The sequence below is a fragment of the Nonomuraea sp. NPDC005730 genome, from assembly GCF_040630865.1.
In the GTDB taxonomy this organism is placed as follows: domain Bacteria; phylum Actinomycetota; class Actinomycetes; order Streptosporangiales; family Streptosporangiaceae; genus Nonomuraea.
In genome coordinates this window covers 1-14232 of record NZ_JBEXYK010000032.1, presented here as the reverse complement: position 1 = coordinate 14232, position 14232 = coordinate 1, and the positions used below count along the sequence as shown (strand labels likewise).

At 73.0% G+C, this 14232-nt stretch carries 12 protein-coding genes and 1 pseudogene; 7 read left to right on the top strand and 6 right to left on the bottom strand.

From position 1 onward, the window contains the following. Nucleotides 1-40: 40 nt before the first annotated feature. On the bottom strand, nt 41-673 hold the full coding sequence (locus ABZ444_RS29985; RefSeq protein ID WP_358003849.1) for a GPP34 family phosphoprotein: 633 nt from the start codon (nt 671-673) through the stop codon (nt 41-43). A 177-nt stretch (nt 674-850) separates the two neighbouring features. Continuing rightward, nucleotides 851-1348, bottom strand: a complete 498-nt coding sequence (locus ABZ444_RS29980; RefSeq protein WP_358003846.1) for a hypothetical protein — start codon at nt 1346-1348, stop codon at nt 851-853. Nucleotides 1349-1571: 223 nt separating this feature from the next. On the opposite strand from ABZ444_RS29980, the gene ABZ444_RS29975 reads away from it, so the two are divergent. Continuing rightward, nucleotides 1572-3191 carry a carbamoyltransferase C-terminal domain-containing protein gene (locus tag ABZ444_RS29975; protein WP_358003843.1) on the top strand — a complete coding sequence of 540 codons (1620 nt, stop codon included), beginning with the start codon at nt 1572-1574 and terminating at the stop codon, nt 3189-3191. Between the two features lie 111 nt (nt 3192-3302). After that, nucleotides 3303-4097, top strand: a complete 795-nt coding sequence (locus tag ABZ444_RS29970; RefSeq protein WP_358003840.1) for an N-acetylmuramoyl-L-alanine amidase — start codon at nt 3303-3305, stop codon at nt 4095-4097. Here the strand turns inward: ABZ444_RS29970 and ABZ444_RS29965 are convergent. Beyond that, complete coding sequence (locus tag ABZ444_RS29965; RefSeq protein ID WP_358003837.1) at nt 4094-4717, bottom strand: TetR/AcrR family transcriptional regulator; 624 nt, start codon at nt 4715-4717, stop codon at nt 4094-4096. The two genes, ABZ444_RS29970 and ABZ444_RS29965, sit on opposite strands and share 4 nt — an antisense overlap. Before the next feature lie 106 nt (nt 4718-4823). Between ABZ444_RS29965 and ABZ444_RS29960 the strand changes: the two genes are divergently transcribed. Beyond that, on the top strand, nt 4824-5924 hold the full coding sequence (locus ABZ444_RS29960; protein WP_358003834.1) for a serine hydrolase domain-containing protein: 1101 nt from the start codon (nt 4824-4826) through the stop codon (nt 5922-5924). A gap of 39 nt (nt 5925-5963) precedes the next feature. Here ABZ444_RS29960 and ABZ444_RS29955 read toward each other — a convergent pair whose 3' ends face one another. Further along, on the bottom strand, nt 5964-6149 hold the full coding sequence (locus ABZ444_RS29955) for a hypothetical protein (RefSeq protein ID WP_352320620.1): 186 nt from the start codon (nt 6147-6149) through the stop codon (nt 5964-5966). A 196-nt stretch (nt 6150-6345) separates the two neighbouring features. Between ABZ444_RS29955 and ABZ444_RS29950 the strand changes: the two genes are divergently transcribed. The 3 genes from ABZ444_RS29950 to ABZ444_RS29940 all read left to right on the top strand — a co-directional run bounded on the left by ABZ444_RS29950 (nt 6346) and on the right by ABZ444_RS29940 (nt 9109). Beyond that, nucleotides 6346-7305, top strand: coding sequence for a nitronate monooxygenase (locus ABZ444_RS29950; RefSeq protein ID WP_358003831.1), 960 nt, complete (start codon nt 6346-6348; stop codon nt 7303-7305). Nucleotides 7306-7338: 33 nt separating this feature from the next. Beyond that, nucleotides 7339-8223, top strand: a complete 885-nt coding sequence (locus ABZ444_RS29945; RefSeq protein ID WP_358003828.1) for a hypothetical protein — start codon at nt 7339-7341, stop codon at nt 8221-8223. A gap of 67 nt (nt 8224-8290) precedes the next feature. Next, nucleotides 8291-9109, top strand: coding sequence for an SAM-dependent methyltransferase (locus ABZ444_RS29940; RefSeq protein WP_358003825.1), 819 nt, complete (start codon nt 8291-8293; stop codon nt 9107-9109). Here the strand turns inward: ABZ444_RS29940 and ABZ444_RS29935 are convergent. Together ABZ444_RS29935 and ABZ444_RS29930 are read right to left on the bottom strand one after the other, a co-directional pair. Beyond that, nucleotides 9103-10260, bottom strand: coding sequence for an FAD-dependent monooxygenase (locus tag ABZ444_RS29935; protein WP_358003822.1), 1158 nt, complete (start codon nt 10258-10260; stop codon nt 9103-9105). The genes ABZ444_RS29940 and ABZ444_RS29935 overlap by 7 nt on opposite strands. Nucleotides 10261-10357: 97 nt before the next feature. Beyond that, the gene (locus ABZ444_RS29930) at nt 10358-13447 is read right to left on the bottom strand and encodes a BTAD domain-containing putative transcriptional regulator (protein ID WP_358003820.1); all 3090 of its coding nucleotides are present in this window, start codon (nt 13445-13447) and stop codon (nt 10358-10360) included. 294 nt (nt 13448-13741) lie between these two features. On the opposite strand from ABZ444_RS29930, the pseudogene ABZ444_RS29925 reads away from it, so the two are divergent. Then, nucleotides 13742-14232: pseudogene (locus tag ABZ444_RS29925) on the top strand (peptidase M28); the annotation flags it as partial.

Sequence of the window (14232 nt, the reverse complement as noted above, 5' to 3'; positions counted from 1 at the left end):
GGGGTTCAGGTGCGGTGTGGTCAGGTCGGCGGTCCGGGGCTCACGTGCGGTAGGTCAGGACGGCGTCGCCGACGGCCGCGCCCACCTGGCGGCCGAGGTCGCTGAGCGGCTGGGGCATCGCGGCCAGCACCGTGGTCAGGTACTGGTGGGCGCCGCGCCGGTCGGCCGGGTCCTCGACGACGACGTCGGTCAGGTCGCAGGCCTCGGCCAGCGCCGCCAGCGCCATGTCGTGCGGGGTCAGCGGCTGCCACTTCACCAGCGCGAGCCGCAGCCGCGCGGAGGGCCACATGGCCCGGTTGAAGTCGGTGGAGAAATAGCGGAATTGTTTACGCTTGAGCAGCCTCGGGGATTCGCGTTCGAGCAGGCCATTACCCATCAGCCGGCCGGTGACTTCGGTGACCGAGCGTTGCGCGAGGTAGGCCAGCCAGGTCCGCACGTCGGCGTGCTGCGGGGAATTGCCTATTTCGGTCAGCACCTTTCCGGCCAGCTCGTCCGGGACCCGGCGCCGGTCGACCACCCGCAGCCGGACCCCCTCGACGGTGATCCGCTGCTCCAGCACCAGCTCCGCGAGCAGCGCCCCGGCCAGGCCGAGCGCCACACCCGGGACGTGCAGCCGAGGCTTGCCCGAGCCCGTCGCGTCCCAGCAGACGAAGAAGAAATCATCGGCAAGCAAAAAATCGGCCCGCTCACTATAGGGATTGGTGGATGACCGGTTCAGGAAGCAGCGTGTAGCTGCCAGCGGCAATTTGTACCAAAAACCCGCATCTCCGGGCTAGACCCTATTTATCGGGAAATAAAAAACACCGGCTTCATGGAGAAGCCGGTGCCGCCCTGCCGGGGTTTCGGATCGTCAGTTCGCGCAGTCCTGCTTGTCGAGGGCCAGGCCCATCTCGTAGATCTTGCCGTTGCGCAGCAGGAAGTAGTAGTGCGCCTTGGCGTTGCCCGGCACGGCGACGTACGGGAAGCCGCTCGCGGCCGTCCGCAACTTGTTCGCGTACGCGCGCTTGAGCTGGGTGTTGGTCGAGCCGATGCCGATGCCCTGCGGCGTCCTGGCGCCCTTCGGGGCGAAGATGATCGCCACGCCCTGCTTCTTGGAGATGAAGAGGCCGACCGCGTCGCGGCCGGTCCGCCGGGCCTTGAGGTCCCAGCCGGAGCAGGTGGCGGAGTCGAGGCCGGGCTTGTGGACGATCTTCCCGGTGGCCTGGGCGGCCTTGGCGCTCATACCCAGCGTGACCCCGCCGTACCCGTTGGGGCCGAAGGCGGGGGCGGCGAGCGCGGGGGAGGCGATCCCGGCCAGCGCGACACCCGCCGCGAGGGTCGCCGCCGCGATGATGTGCTTCGTCGTCATGCAGGGTTTGACTGCGCGCCCGGCGCACAAGTTCGCCCGGTTCTCGGGCGGGTCCGGGCTGACGTGTCCGTTACGCGGTTGAGGGATGGTCTTGTCCCAGGCCCGGGTACTGGTGCCGGTGATCACAGCCCAGGAGGCACCAGAGATGACGGATGTTCCTATCGTTGTCGGCATAAATCGTACTCAGGATGGTTCTGTTGCTGTCGCTGTGGGCGAGTCGGGCATGTACAGCCTGCAGAAGGAGCGCATCACCCGGCGCAGGCACCACTGGGGCCGCCTGGGCGACCTGCCGGACCTGTACCTGCCCGAGATGCCGCTGCTCAAGGAGCCCGTGGACCTCGTGGTCGAGGGATACGCCGCCGACACCGAGATCGAGCACAAGGGCGCCTACGAGGAGGAGCTGCGCGAGACGCTGAGCCTCAAGGAGGACGCCCGGGTCGTCCAGGTCTCCCACCATCTCAGCCACCTCTACAGCGCGTTCCCGCCCTCGCCGTTCGACCGGGCGGCGGGCCTGGTGATCGGCGCGCAGGGCAGCCGGGTCAGGGACCTCACCGAGCGCGTCCCGCTGCCGAAGGGCACCCGCGACGACATGCTGGAGGTCGCCTCGTTCTACCGCTGCGAGCGCGGCGGCCCGATCGAGTGCCTGGCCAAACAGCTCTGGGACGGCGACTGGGCCCGGCCGACCGGCCTCGGCTGCTTCTACACCCTGCTGACCAAGCTGCTGTGGCCCGAGGGCGAGGGCAACGAGGCCAAGGTCATGGGCCTGGCCCCCTTCGGCGACGCGTACGTGTACGGCCTGCCCGACCTCGACGTACGCGGCCACGAGGTGTTCATCCCCGAGGAGTGGATCGAGACGTTCGCCCAGCGGGACGCCTACGTCTACGAGCCCGGCGGCGAGCGTTTCTCCCGCGCGGCGGACCTGGCCGCGGCCGGGCAGCGGGTCTTCGAGAACGCCCTCGCCCAGGTGGTCGCCTGGCTGCACGGGCAGACCGGCCTGGACCGGCTGGTCTACGCCGGCGGCGCCGCGCTCAACGCCACGGCCAACGGCCGGATCGTCCGCGAGTCGCCGTTCCGCGAGGTGTTCATCCCGCCGAGCCCGCACGACGGCGGCACCGCCGTGGGCTGCGCCCTGTACGGGCTCGTCGAATGCCTCGGCGTCGAGAGCCGCTTCCGCTGGACCGACGACTTCCTCGGCCCCGACCCGGACGAGACCGAGATCACCGCCGCGGTGCGGAGCCTGCCGGACGGCCTGGTGGCCGAACAGCCGGCGGACCTCGTCGGCGCGACGGTGTCGCTGCTGGAGAGCGGCCGGGTCGTGGGCCTGCACCAGGGCCGCAGCGAGTCGGGCCCGAGCGCGCTCGGCAACCGCAGCGTCCTCGCCGACCCGGCCAGGCCGGACATGCAGGACTACGTCAACTTCGAGGTCAAGGGCCGCGAGTGGTTCCGCCCGCTGGCCGCGCTGGTGCTGGCCGAGCACGCCGAGCGCCTCTTCGGCGTCGACCGCCCGGCCCCGTTCCTGCAGTGCGTCGTGGACGTGCGCCCCGAGCACCGCGCGAGCCTGCCGGGCGTGACCCACGTGGACGGCACGGCGCGGATCCAGACCGTGGAGGAGCCGGCCACTCCGTTCCTGCACGCCCTGCTGACCGGGTGGCACGCGGCCACGGGCTCCCCGGTGCTGGCCAACGCCTCGCTCAACGGCCCCGGCGAGCCGCTGACCGAGACGCCCGAGCAGTCGATCGACACCCTGCTCTCGACCAACCTGCACGCCCTGGTCATGCCGCCGTACCTGATCCGCAAGCGCGAGGAGCCGCCGGTGCCCGGCCTGGACTGGGACCGCGACTAGCCCCGCCGCCCGTCGTCGGGAGAGCCGGTGGAAACCAAATCCAGGTCATTGTTCCCGCAGGTCAGGGTGGGTGGCGGAGCCGGTGGGCCGGTCCGGGTTACCGTCGGTCGCATGCGCCTTCACCCAGCCGTCCCCGTGGTGCTGACCGCCCTGGCCACGCTGTCGGCGGCCTGCGGCGGCGGCCCCGTGCGCACCACCCAGGGAGTGGTCGTGACCTCCGCCTCGCCGTCGCAGAGCACGCGGAACGCGCTGGCCGGGAAGGTGGTCGTACTCGACCCGGGGCACAACGGCGGCAACGCCTCCCATCCCAAGGAGATCAGCCGCCCGGTCGACATCATCACCGGGCGCAAACCCTGCAACACCGCGGGCACCCAGACCGCCGCCGGCTACACCGAGCACGCCTTCACCTGGGACGTTGCCCGCCGCCTCAAGCCGCTGCTCGAAGACATGGGCGCCAAGGTGGTGCTGACCAGGCCGGACGACACCGGCGTCGGCCCCTGCATCAACGAGCGGGCGGCCATCGGCAACAAGGCGCGGGCGGACGCCGTCCTGTCCATCCACGCCGACGGCGCGCCGCCGGCCGGCCACGGCTTCCACGTGATCCTGCCGGGCCTGGTGGCCGGGCACAACGACGCGATCATCCAGCCGTCCAAAAGGCTCGGCGTGGCCGTCCGGGACGCCTTCCGTGACGGCACCGGCCTGCCGTACGCCACCTACACCGGCGAGCAGGGCCTGCAGACCCGCACCGACCTGGGCGGGCTCAACCTGTCCACCCGCCCGGCGGTGTTCATCGAGTGCGGCAACATGGCCAACCCGGGCGACGCCGCCAAGATGTCCGACGGCGAGTTCCGCGGCGAGATGGCCGGCTCGCTGGCCGCCGGGCTCAAGCAGTTCCTGACCGGTTAGGCCCCGTAGGCGCGCAGGAAGACCTCGACCGCGGCGTCGGCGAGCCGGTCGAGCTCGGCCTCGGTGTAGTGGTCGCCGCCACCGGAGAACATGACCTTGTTCACCGGGATCCACAGCAGCAGGCCGACGAAGTGGTCGGCGGCCAGCCGCGGGTCGTCGATGAGACGCAGGCCGTGCCCGGCCAGGCGGCCGAAGGCCGTGGACATGCTCTCCAGCGAACGCTCGAAGCCCTGCTCGTACCAGGTGCGGCCGAGGTCGGGGAACCGGTCGGCCTCGGCGATGATCAGCCGCCGCAGCCGCAGCACGTCGGGCTGCATGATCGAGGCCAGGAACTCGTGGGCCAGCTTGCGCAGCCCCTTCTCCAGGTCGTCGTTGCCCTCCAGCGACTCGGTGATCAGCTTGGCCAGGCCCTCGATCTGCGCCGTGGTGTCGAGGATGATCGTGGTGAAGAGCTGTTCCTTGTCGCTGAAGTGCTTGTAGACGGTCTGTTTCGAGACCGCGGCGATCGAGGCGACCTCGTCCATGCTCGCGCCCACGTAGCCGTTGCGCAGGAACACCGCGCGCGCCGCGTCCAGGATCTGCCTGCGCTTGCGGGCCGTCCGGCCACCCTCGTCGGTCACTGTCACGCCACCTTTTCGATCATGAGTTCGCATAGTACTGGACACTTCCGTACTCATCTGAGTACTGTACCGTCCAGTTCCCGAAACGAACAGGAGTGACGACCTCATGAGCGACCTTCAGCAGCAGGTGCAGGAGACCGCCGACAAGCTGGTCGAGTCAGGCGCCGAGCGCGGGTTGCAGGTGGCCGTCTACCGCGACGGCGTGCAGATCGTGGACGTGGTGGCGGGCGTGGCCGACCCGGAGACCGGCCGGCCGGTCACCTCCGACACGCCGTTCTACAACTTCTCCATCGGCAAGGGCGCGACCTCGACGGTCGCCCACATGCTGGCCGAGCGCGGCCTGTACGACTACGACACCCCGGTCGCCGACCTGTGGCCGGAGTTCGCCGGGAACGGCAAGGGCGGCGTCACCGTCCGCCACGTGCTGACCCACACGGCCGGCGTGCCCGGCGTGCCGCTCGACACGACGCCCGAGGACGTCTGCGACTGGGACAAGATGGTCGCCGCCCTGGAGAACGCCGAGCTGTGGTGGGAGCCGGGCACGAAGATGGGCTACCACGCCTACACCTTCGGCTTCCTGGTCGGCGAGATCGTCCGCAGGGCCACCGGCAAGCGCATCTCGCAGGTGCTGCTGGAGGAGGTCTCCGGCCCGCTGGGCGTGGCCCGCGAGCTCTACTTCGGGATGCCGCCGCAGGAGCAGCACCGGCTGGCCCGGCTGGAGGACGAGCCGATGGACCCGTCGGCGTTCGGCGACATGCCGGCCGACCTGCCGATGTTCAGGGCCGGGCCGATGGAGCTGATGCCCAACGCCGCCCTCGGCAGCCGGCCCGACTACCTGACCGCCGACATCCCGGCCGGCGGCAAGACCTCGGCCAGGGCGATCGCGCGCATGTACGCCGCCCTGCTGGGCGAGGTGGACGGTGTGCGGCTGATCTCGCCGGAGCGGCTGCGCGAGGCGACCGCGGTGGCCTACAGCGGCCCGGACGAGGTCTTCGGCATGCCCTCGACGTGGGGGCTGGGCTTCACCATCGGGCTTCCCGGCGGCTCGCCGCAGGAGAGCGCGACGGCGTTCGGCATCGGCGGGGCGGGCGGCAGCTACGCGTGGGCCGACTCCGCGACCGGCACCGCCGTCGCCCTCACCAAGAACCGTCTCACCAACGACTTCGCCGCCGTCGGCGAGCTGGCCGCCCTGGTCGCCCGGTCCTGACCGCCGGGCGCGGGGGCCCGCCGAGCGCTCCCGCGGGCCTCAGCCGTCGCGGCACAGGGGCCGGCCGCCGACCACGCAGGCGATGCCGTCGAGGTCGCAGCTCAGCAGCGTGCCGTCCATGCCGAGCACGAGCACGAGATCGCTCCTCGACCGGTGGGCCAGCATGATCCGGCCGACGACACCGTTGTCCAAGACCACGGTCGGGCGGCTCGCAGCGCTGTCCATGTCCTGGCGACTCCTCTCGGGTTCACAACAGGCCACGCGCCGGACCCGTCCCCACCAGGATGCACAGCCTCCGCCTCCGGCGCATCGGTCATCCGGCTCTACTTTCGTACGGATCCTGCGTTGTCGCCCTCCCGCCATGCTCGCAGACGGCGTGGTGCGAGACTGGCAACGGCAGGCGACGTGCAAGGAGGCCGGCGTGCGGACGTGGTTGACCGAGCGGTTCGGGCTGACGGTGCCCCTGGTGGGCGCGCCCATGGCCGGAGTGGGCGCGGGCCGGCTGGCCGCCGCCGTCTCCGCGGCCGGCGCGCTCGGCGTGATCGGGGTGTCCTCCGCCGCCCCCGCCTCCTGGATCGAGGCCGAGGCCGCCGTCGCCGCCGCGAGCGGGCGGCCGTACGGGATCGGGCTCATGGCCTGGGCGCTGCCCGGCAACCCGGCCCAGTTCGAGGCCGTGCTCGCGGCCCGGCCGCGGCTCGTCTCCGTGAGCTTCGGGCCGTACCGGCGGTACGTGGAGGAGCTGCGGCAGGCTGGCATCACGGTCGTCACGCAGGCGGGCACCACCGACGAGGCCCGCGCCGCCGAGCAGGCCGGCGTCGACGCGGTCGTGGCGCGCGGGGCCGAGGCGGGCGGCCACGGCCGCGCCGACGTCGGCACGCTGCCGCTGCTCCAGAGCGTGCTGGCCGCCGTCCGCGTCCCGGTGCTGGCGGCGGGCGGCATCGCCACCGCGCGCGGGCTGGCCGCCGTGCTGGCGGCGGGGGCCGAGGGCGCGTGGGCCGGCACGGCGTTCATGGGCTGCGCGGAGACGGCCCTGTCGGAGAGGGCGGCGGCCCGCGTGCTGGCCGCGGCGGAGACCGACACCGCCTACGGCCGCGTCTTCGACGTGGCCCAGCGCCTCGACTGGCCGGCCGAGTACGGCGGCCGGGCCCTGCGCAACACGTTCTTCGACCGCTGGGCCGGTCACGAGGAGGAGCTGGCGGCCGACGAGGAGGCCGCGGCGCGGCTCGCCGCCGCCCGCCGCGACGGCGACTTCGACACCGCCTGCATCTACGCGGGGCAGGCCGTCGGGATGGTGCGCGAACGGCGCACGGCCGCCGACGTGGTGGCCGGTTTCGCCGAGGCGGACGCGCTGCTGCGCCGCTTCGCCCCGCCCGGTGGATGACGCGGGTCCTGACCTGATGCATCCTCTTGTGCCATGACAAGTCAGACGTTGCCCCCAGCGCCCGCCGCGCCCTCCGTCGCCACGGCACCGGAGACCGCGCCCGCCAGGGGCAGCGTGCTGGAGGTGATGGAGAAGATCGGCACGGTCGTCGTGCCGATCGCCGTCGCCGTTTACGCCCTGCTCTACCTGGGCTTCGAGAGCGTCTACGACACCTTCGGCATCACTCCTGAGCAGGCCGGGCTCACCCAGGCGAGCATCTTCGGCCACCTGGTGGCGACGCTGGTGCTGCTCTTCCTCACCCTGCTGCCGCTGCTCGGCCTGGTCGTGGGCGCCTGGTGGCTGCTCGACCGGGTCACCCGCGGCGCCGCCGGACGCGTCCTCGACCGGGGGCGGGAACAGCCGTGGCTGGCCGCCGCGGTGGGCGCGGCGTTGTCGGGCGTCGCGTACTGGGGGCTGCTCGGCATCCTCGACGTCACCGGCACGCCGGTACTGATCACGGTCGTGGTGGTCGGGCTGTTCTGCCTGCTGGTGCCGTACCGGTTGCTGCGGGCGCGGCCCACCGGGCGGGCCGCGATGCGGGTGCTGACGGGCGCGCTGGTGGGGGTGGGCCTGGGGTTCGTGCTCGTCGGCTGGATGACGCAGGGGGCCGAGGGGGTGCACGACCGCGGCGAGGCCAACCTCGTGCTCCAGCTCACCGGGTTCTCCAACCAGTGGGCCGAGGTGCGCGACGACTCCGGCAAGCTCCTGTCGAAGGGGCAGCGCTGGCTGGTGCTCGGCCAGGACTCCGGCGCCTACGTGTTCTACGACTGCGCCACGGCCGGCACGATCCGCCGTCCGATCGACGCGACGGTGCTGAGCAGGATCGAGCTCGACCCCGAGTTCGACGCCCCCCGCCCCTGTGGCTACGCGGCCAAATAGAACACGTTCCGCTAAGTTACCCAGTAGTATGACCACCGAACAGTGGTAGGCGAGGAAATGGGTCACCATGTCTGAGCTAGAACGTGTTCCGCCCGGAGTGGATCCGAACGTGCCAAGCTCTGCCCGGGTGTACGACTACATGCTCGGCGGCAAGGACAACGTCGCCGTCGACCGCGCGGTCGCCGAGAAGCTGCTGGCCGTCGCGCCCGACGCCCGAGCCGTCGCCAGGGCCAACCGCCGCTTCCAGATCGAGGCCGTGCGCCACGTCGCCCGCCAGGGCGTGCGCCAGTTCATCGACCTCGGCACCGGCATCCCCACCTCGCCCAGCATCCACGAGACCGTCCGCGAGGTGAGCCCGGCCTGCCGGGTGGTCTACGTGGACCACGACCCGATGGTCCGCCTGCACGCCCGGGTGATGCTCGCCGACCAGCCCGGCGTCGCCGGCATCCAGGGCGACCTGCGCAGGCCCGCCGACATACTCGCCGACCCGCACGTCACCGGCCTCATCGACTTCGACCAGCCGGTCTGCGTGCTGATGGTCGGCGTGCTGCACTTCGTCACCGACGCCGAGGACCCGCCCGGCATCGTGGCCGCCTTCAGGAAGCCCATGGCGCCCGGCAGCCATCTGGTGCTCTCCCACGCGATGGCAGAGAGCTCTCCCGAGGCCATCGCCCAGCTCGACCTGGCCACGGCCGGCTCGCCCGCCCAGGGCGCGTTCCGCAGCCACGGCGAGGTGCTGCGGCTGTTCGACGGGTTCGAGCTGATCGGCCCCGGCCTGGTGCCCGTCCAGGACTGGCGGCTCGCGGACGACGGCCGTCTCCCGCTGGTGGACGGCACACCCCGGCTCCGGCTCGACGCGGGCGTGGGCCGGGTGCCCGTTCAGTAGTCCTTCAGCGCGATGTTGGTGGCGAACTTGTCGGTCACCTTCATCATCAGGCCGAGCAGGAAGCCGAACTTGAAGGTCCAGTTCCGCATGCGGATCCCGGCGGGGGTGCCGGGCGCCAGGAACGTGCCCGCGTTGTTGCCGCTCCTCGTCACCTTGGAGTAGCGGCGCATCTGGCGCTCGTACTCGGCGAAGGCCGCGCGGTGGTCGCCGCCCGCCGCGGCCAGCTCCTCGGCCAGCACGTACGCGCCCACCAGAGCCAGCCCGCTGCCGAAGCCGCCCAGCGTGTTGCCGTACGCCGCGTCGCCCAGCAGCGCCACCCGGCCGTCGACGTACCGGTCGATGTTCACCCTGCTGATCGAGTCGAGGTAGACGTCCTTGGCGCCGCGCACCGCGTCGAGGACCTGCGGGGTGCGCCAGCCCATGCCGGCGTAGGCCCGCGCCAGGATCTCCTTCTGCTGCTCGACGTCGTAACGGTCGTAGTCGAGCCGCTCGGAGGCGAAGACGAAGAACGCCGGCGCCTTCGGCCCGCCGACCGCGACCATCCTGCCGGGCTCGTTGTACATCTGGCCGTGGGGGCCGAAGTCGCTGTCCAGCTCCACCAGCGCGTAGTAGTGGCCGAGGAAGTCCACGCAGTCGGACTCGGGGCCGAAGGCCAGCCTGCGGACGTTGGAGTGGATGCCGTCCGCGCCCACGACCAGGTCGAACGTGCGGGGTGCCGAGCGTTCGAAGGTGACGTGCACGCCGCCCGGGGTCTCGGTGAGCGAGGTGATGGAGTCGTCGAAGACGTACTCGCAGGTGGCGGCGGTGCGCTCGTACAGCAGGCGGGCCAGGTCGCCGCGGCGGATCTCGATGTCGCCGCCGGTGAACTCGCCGGGCATGACCCCGAGCGTGCGGCCGGCGGCGTCCACGAAGTACTGGTCGGTGCCGCCGGTCTGGAGGCGGCGCACGTCGTCCATGATGCCCATGCGGGTCAGGACCGTGCGGTGGGTCTCGCCCTTGAAGTCCACCGCCTGGCCGCCCTCGCGCAGGGCCGGCGCCTTCTCGACGACGGTGACGTTGCAGCCGCGGCGGGCCAGGCAGTGGGCCAGCGCGGGGCCGCCGATGCTGGCGCCGGAGATGAGTACGCGGGTGTTGTGCAGGTTGTCTCTCATGTCGGCAAGCCTCGCCTGGAGCGCTGACAGCCCGGCGACGATCGGCTGACAGTCCCCGGCGCGGCCGTCCCGGACTGTCAGGGGCCGTCCCGGACTGTCAGGCGAGGATCGTGGACCGGGCCTCGTCCCTGGTCATCGCGGCGCCGCGGGCGTACAGGGCGGCGAAGCGCTCCGGGCCGAGCGCGGCCGTGGCGGCGGCGGCCGTCGCGGCGACGTCGTGGTCGCCGGTCACCGCCGTCCCGCGCAGCGCCACCCCCACGCCGAGCAGCAGCGCCGCCCGTTCCGGCGGGTCGTCGAGCAGGGCGGCCCCGGCCAGGCCCTCGACGGCGTCGGCCAGGTCGCTGTCGACCGGCGAGCGCAGCGCGACGGCCACCGCCTCCCGGTGCCGGGCCGCGGCCTCGCCCGCCTCGCCCCTGGCCTGGGCCAGCCGGGCCAGCGCCGTGAGCACCTGCGGATCCGTGCTGCCGGCCAGCGGAGAGCCCGGAGCGGTGGCGGCCAGCGCGTCCCGCAGCCGTTCGGCGGCCTCGCCGAGATCCCCCTCGATCCTGGCCAGGTCGCCCAGCCGGACGTGCACGGCCGCCGTCCGCTCGGGCCGGCCCAGCTCGCGGGCCAGCTCACGGGCGCGCAGGCAGTCGGCCCTGGCCGCGGCCAGGTCGCCCGCGCGCAGCCGGGCGTCGGCTCGCCGGCACAACACGTCCACCAGCTCGTCCAGCGCCCCGAGCTCGTCGAGCAGCCCGAGCGCCTGCGCCCACAGCTCCGTCGCCCGCGCCCACTCGCCGCGCCAGCCCGCGATCACCGCCAGCCAGTCCAGCCCCTGCGCCTTCCCCCAGCGCTCGCCCAGCGCGCCGAACTCCGCCAGCACGATCTCCAGCTCCCGCTCGGCCGCCGCGATCCCGCCGTTCAGCAGCATGAGCAGCGCTTCGCCGAGCCGGCCGAGCGCCTGGCTCCACGGGTCGCCGCCGAGCTCGCGCTGCCGCGGCCGTTCCACGCCGCGCTCGGGCGGGCCCGCGGTCATGCCCCACAGCGCGGCGGCGAACGGATGCCGTACCGGCCGGTCCGGCATCGTCGTGATCTCGGCGGCCCGCCTCCAGTGCGGCGACCCGGTGCCGGGGGCGGCGTGCAGGACGGCGAGCACGTACTCGTCGGTCAGGCCCGCCGGCGGCTCGGTGCCGATCACGTCGAGCAGCCGCCGGGCGGGCTGGACGGCCTGGCCGCGCCGCCCGCTCAGATACCAGTACATGGCCAGGGCGGCGATCAGCCGCAGCGCGGCCGGCGGGTCGTGCTCGACGCTCCAGCGCAGCGCGGCCTGGAGATCGGCGTCGTCGGCCCCCAGGCGGGCCAGCCATTCGAGCTGCTCGGCACGGTAGAGGTGGGGTTCGGCGCGCCGGGCGTGCTCCAGGTGCCAGGCGGCGTGCGCGGCGCGCATCCGCTGCTCCTCGCCCGCCTCGGCCAGCCGCTCGGCGCAGAACAGCCGGATGGTGTCGAGCATGCGGTAGTGGTCGCCGGCGGTCTCCACCAGCGACTTGTCCACCAGGTCGGCCAGGAGCACCGCGCTGTCCTCGCCGCACACCCGCTCGACCGCCGCCAGCCGGGCCCCGCCGGAGAACACCGAGAACCGCCTGGCCAGCACCTGCTCCTCGGCGTCCAGCAGGTCCCAGCTCCACTCCACCACCGCGTGCAGCGTCCGGTGCCGGACGGCGGCCGTGCGGTCGCCGCGCGAGAGCAGCCGGAACCGGCCGTGCTCGGCCAGCCGCGCGGCGATCTCCGCCACGGGGAACGTGCGCACCCGGGCCGCGGCCAGCTCGATGGCCAGCGGCAGGCCGTCCAGCGCCGCGCAGATGCTCAGCGTCGCGTCGAGGTCCAGCTCCAGCCCAGGCCGTACGGCGGCGGCCCGGTCGGCGAACAGCCTGACCGCCGGGTAGGCGAGGGCGTCTCCGGCGGAAGTGCCCGGGGGCGGGGTGCCCAGCGGCGGGAGCGGCACCAGGTGCTCGCCGGTGATGCCCAGCGGCTCCCTGCTGGTGGCCAGGACGCGCACGCCGGGACAGCCGTCCAGGAGGCGGCGGGCCAGCGTGGCGGCCTCGGCGACGACGTGCTCGCAGTTGTCCAGGATGAGCAGCAGGTCCTGCTCGGCGAGGGCGGCGACCAGGCGCTCGGCCGGATCGGCCAGGCCGGGGACGCCCAGGCTGAGCGCCGACTCGCGCAAGCCGAGCGCGTTCAGCACGAGCAGCGGCACCTGTTCCTCCCCGGCCGCGGGCGACAGGTCGGCGAAGCACGCCTGCCGCTCCTTGTCGCGGGTGGCGGCCTCGACGGCCAGGCGGGTCTTGCCGGTGCCGCCGGGGCCGGTGATCGTGACCAGGCGCGCCCCGCGCAGCGCGGCCAGGCGTGCCAGCTCCTCCTCACGGCCCACGAACGTGGTGAGCTGCGGCGGCGGCGCCGACCGCGTGGCGTGCGCGCGTCGCTGCTCGCCCCGCAGGATCGCCAGGTGCAGCGCCGCCAGCTCGGGCGAGGGGTCGGCGCCCAGCTCGTCGGCGAGCAGCCGCCGTGCCTCGTCGTAGACGGCCAGCGCCTCGGCCTGCCGTCCGGCCGCGTGCAGGGCGCGCATCAGCAGGGCGCGCGGGCGTTCCCGCAGCGGGTGGGCGGCGACCAGCTCGCGCAGCTCCGCCGCGGGCTCGGCCTCGGGCAGGTGGAGGTCGGCCTCGTACAGGTCCTCCCGGGCCGCGAGGCGCAGCTCCTCCAGCCGGTCGGCCTGGCCCGGCGCGTACGCGGCCTCGCGCACGTCCGCGAGCGCCGGGCCGCGCCACAGGTCCAGGCACTCCCTGAGGACGGCCGCCGCCGCGGCGTGCCGGCCGGCCGCGAGCAGCCGCCGGCCATCGCGGGCCAGCCGCTCGAAGCGGTGGGCGTCGACGTCCTCGGGCGGGACCGCCAGCCGGTAGCCGGCGCCGTGGAACTCGATCAGGTCGGCGGGCAGGTTGCGCCGCAGCCGGGAGATCTGCGCCTGTACGGCGTTGGCCGCGCCCGCCGGCGGGCTCTGGCCGTACTGGGCGTCGATGAGCCGGTCGACGCCGACCGTACGACCGGCCTCCAGCAGCAGCAGGACCAGCAGGGCACGCGGTCGGGGGCCGCCCACGGCGATCGGGTCGCCGCCGGCCGATCGCACCTCCAACGGGCCCAGGATGCCGAACTGCACGTGCCCGATTGTCCAGCATCGTGGCTGTTATCCGCACGTGGAGGGGTGTGACCAGCGGTAACAGAAATGTCGGTATGCCTACCGATGAACATACGTATTTTCGAGCAGTCAACCAACGCCTAGCGTCTGGCGGCAACAAGGCGAAACGGTCCACTTGCTGTATCCGTCACCCTTTATCACCCCCCACATCCCCCTCACGCCCCGCGACCCAGGAGACCCCTGACCGCGCGGCGGCCCGCGCACGCCCAAAGGCGGCAACGGCCTGAGGGAGCCCGCCGAAAGGAGCACCACAGCGTGAAACGCAAAGCCTTACTCGCGGCGGTCGCCGGCCTGGCCACGGCCGCGACCATGACGCTCCCCGCGTCACCCGCGAGCGCCGCCCCTCCCGGAGCCACCCCCGCCCAACAAGGCTCCAGCAGCACCCGAGCGGCGGCAGACCCCGCCTCGCTCGCCGCGGCGGTCGCCGACAAGGCGGTCTCCAGCCAGCTCGACAACCTCAGCAGAGGCCCCGACGAGGCCTACAGCCGCCGAGCGGTCACCCCTGGCGCCGGCGACATGTTCTACGTCGCCTACGAGCGCACCTACAAGGGCCTGCCCATGGTCGGCGGCGACGCCGTCGTGGTGACCGACGCCGCCGGACACGTCCGCGACACCGTCTCGGCCACCGGCCCCACCACGCGTGACGTCGCCACCAAGGCCACCGTCAGCGCCGCCAAGGCCACCGCCACCGCCAAGGCCCGCCTGTCCCGCGTCGACGACAGCGCCGCCCCCCGCCTGGTCGTGCT

Excerpts from the sequence above, each read along its gene's own strand:
- ABZ444_RS29980 (WP_358003846.1), bottom strand. The coding sequence starts at position 1,348 with ATGACGACGAAGCACATCATCGCGGCGGCGACCCTCGCGGCGGGTGTC.
- ABZ444_RS29975 (WP_358003843.1), top strand. The coding sequence starts at position 1,572 with ATGTACAGCCTGCAGAAGGAGCGCATCACCCGGCGCAGGCACCACTGG.
- ABZ444_RS29970 (WP_358003840.1), top strand. The coding sequence starts at position 3,303 with ATGCGCCTTCACCCAGCCGTCCCCGTGGTGCTGACCGCCCTGGCCACG.
- ABZ444_RS29960 (WP_358003834.1), top strand. The coding sequence starts at position 4,824 with ATGAGCGACCTTCAGCAGCAGGTGCAGGAGACCGCCGACAAGCTGGTC.
- ABZ444_RS29955 (WP_352320620.1), bottom strand. The coding sequence starts at position 6,149 with ATGGACAGCGCTGCGAGCCGCCCGACCGTGGTCTTGGACAACGGTGTC.
- ABZ444_RS29945 (WP_358003828.1), top strand. The coding sequence starts at position 7,339 with ATGACAAGTCAGACGTTGCCCCCAGCGCCCGCCGCGCCCTCCGTCGCC.
- ABZ444_RS29940 (WP_358003825.1), top strand. The coding sequence starts at position 8,291 with ATGTCTGAGCTAGAACGTGTTCCGCCCGGAGTGGATCCGAACGTGCCA.
- ABZ444_RS29935 (WP_358003822.1), bottom strand. The coding sequence starts at position 10,260 with ATGAGAGACAACCTGCACAACACCCGCGTACTCATCTCCGGCGCCAGC.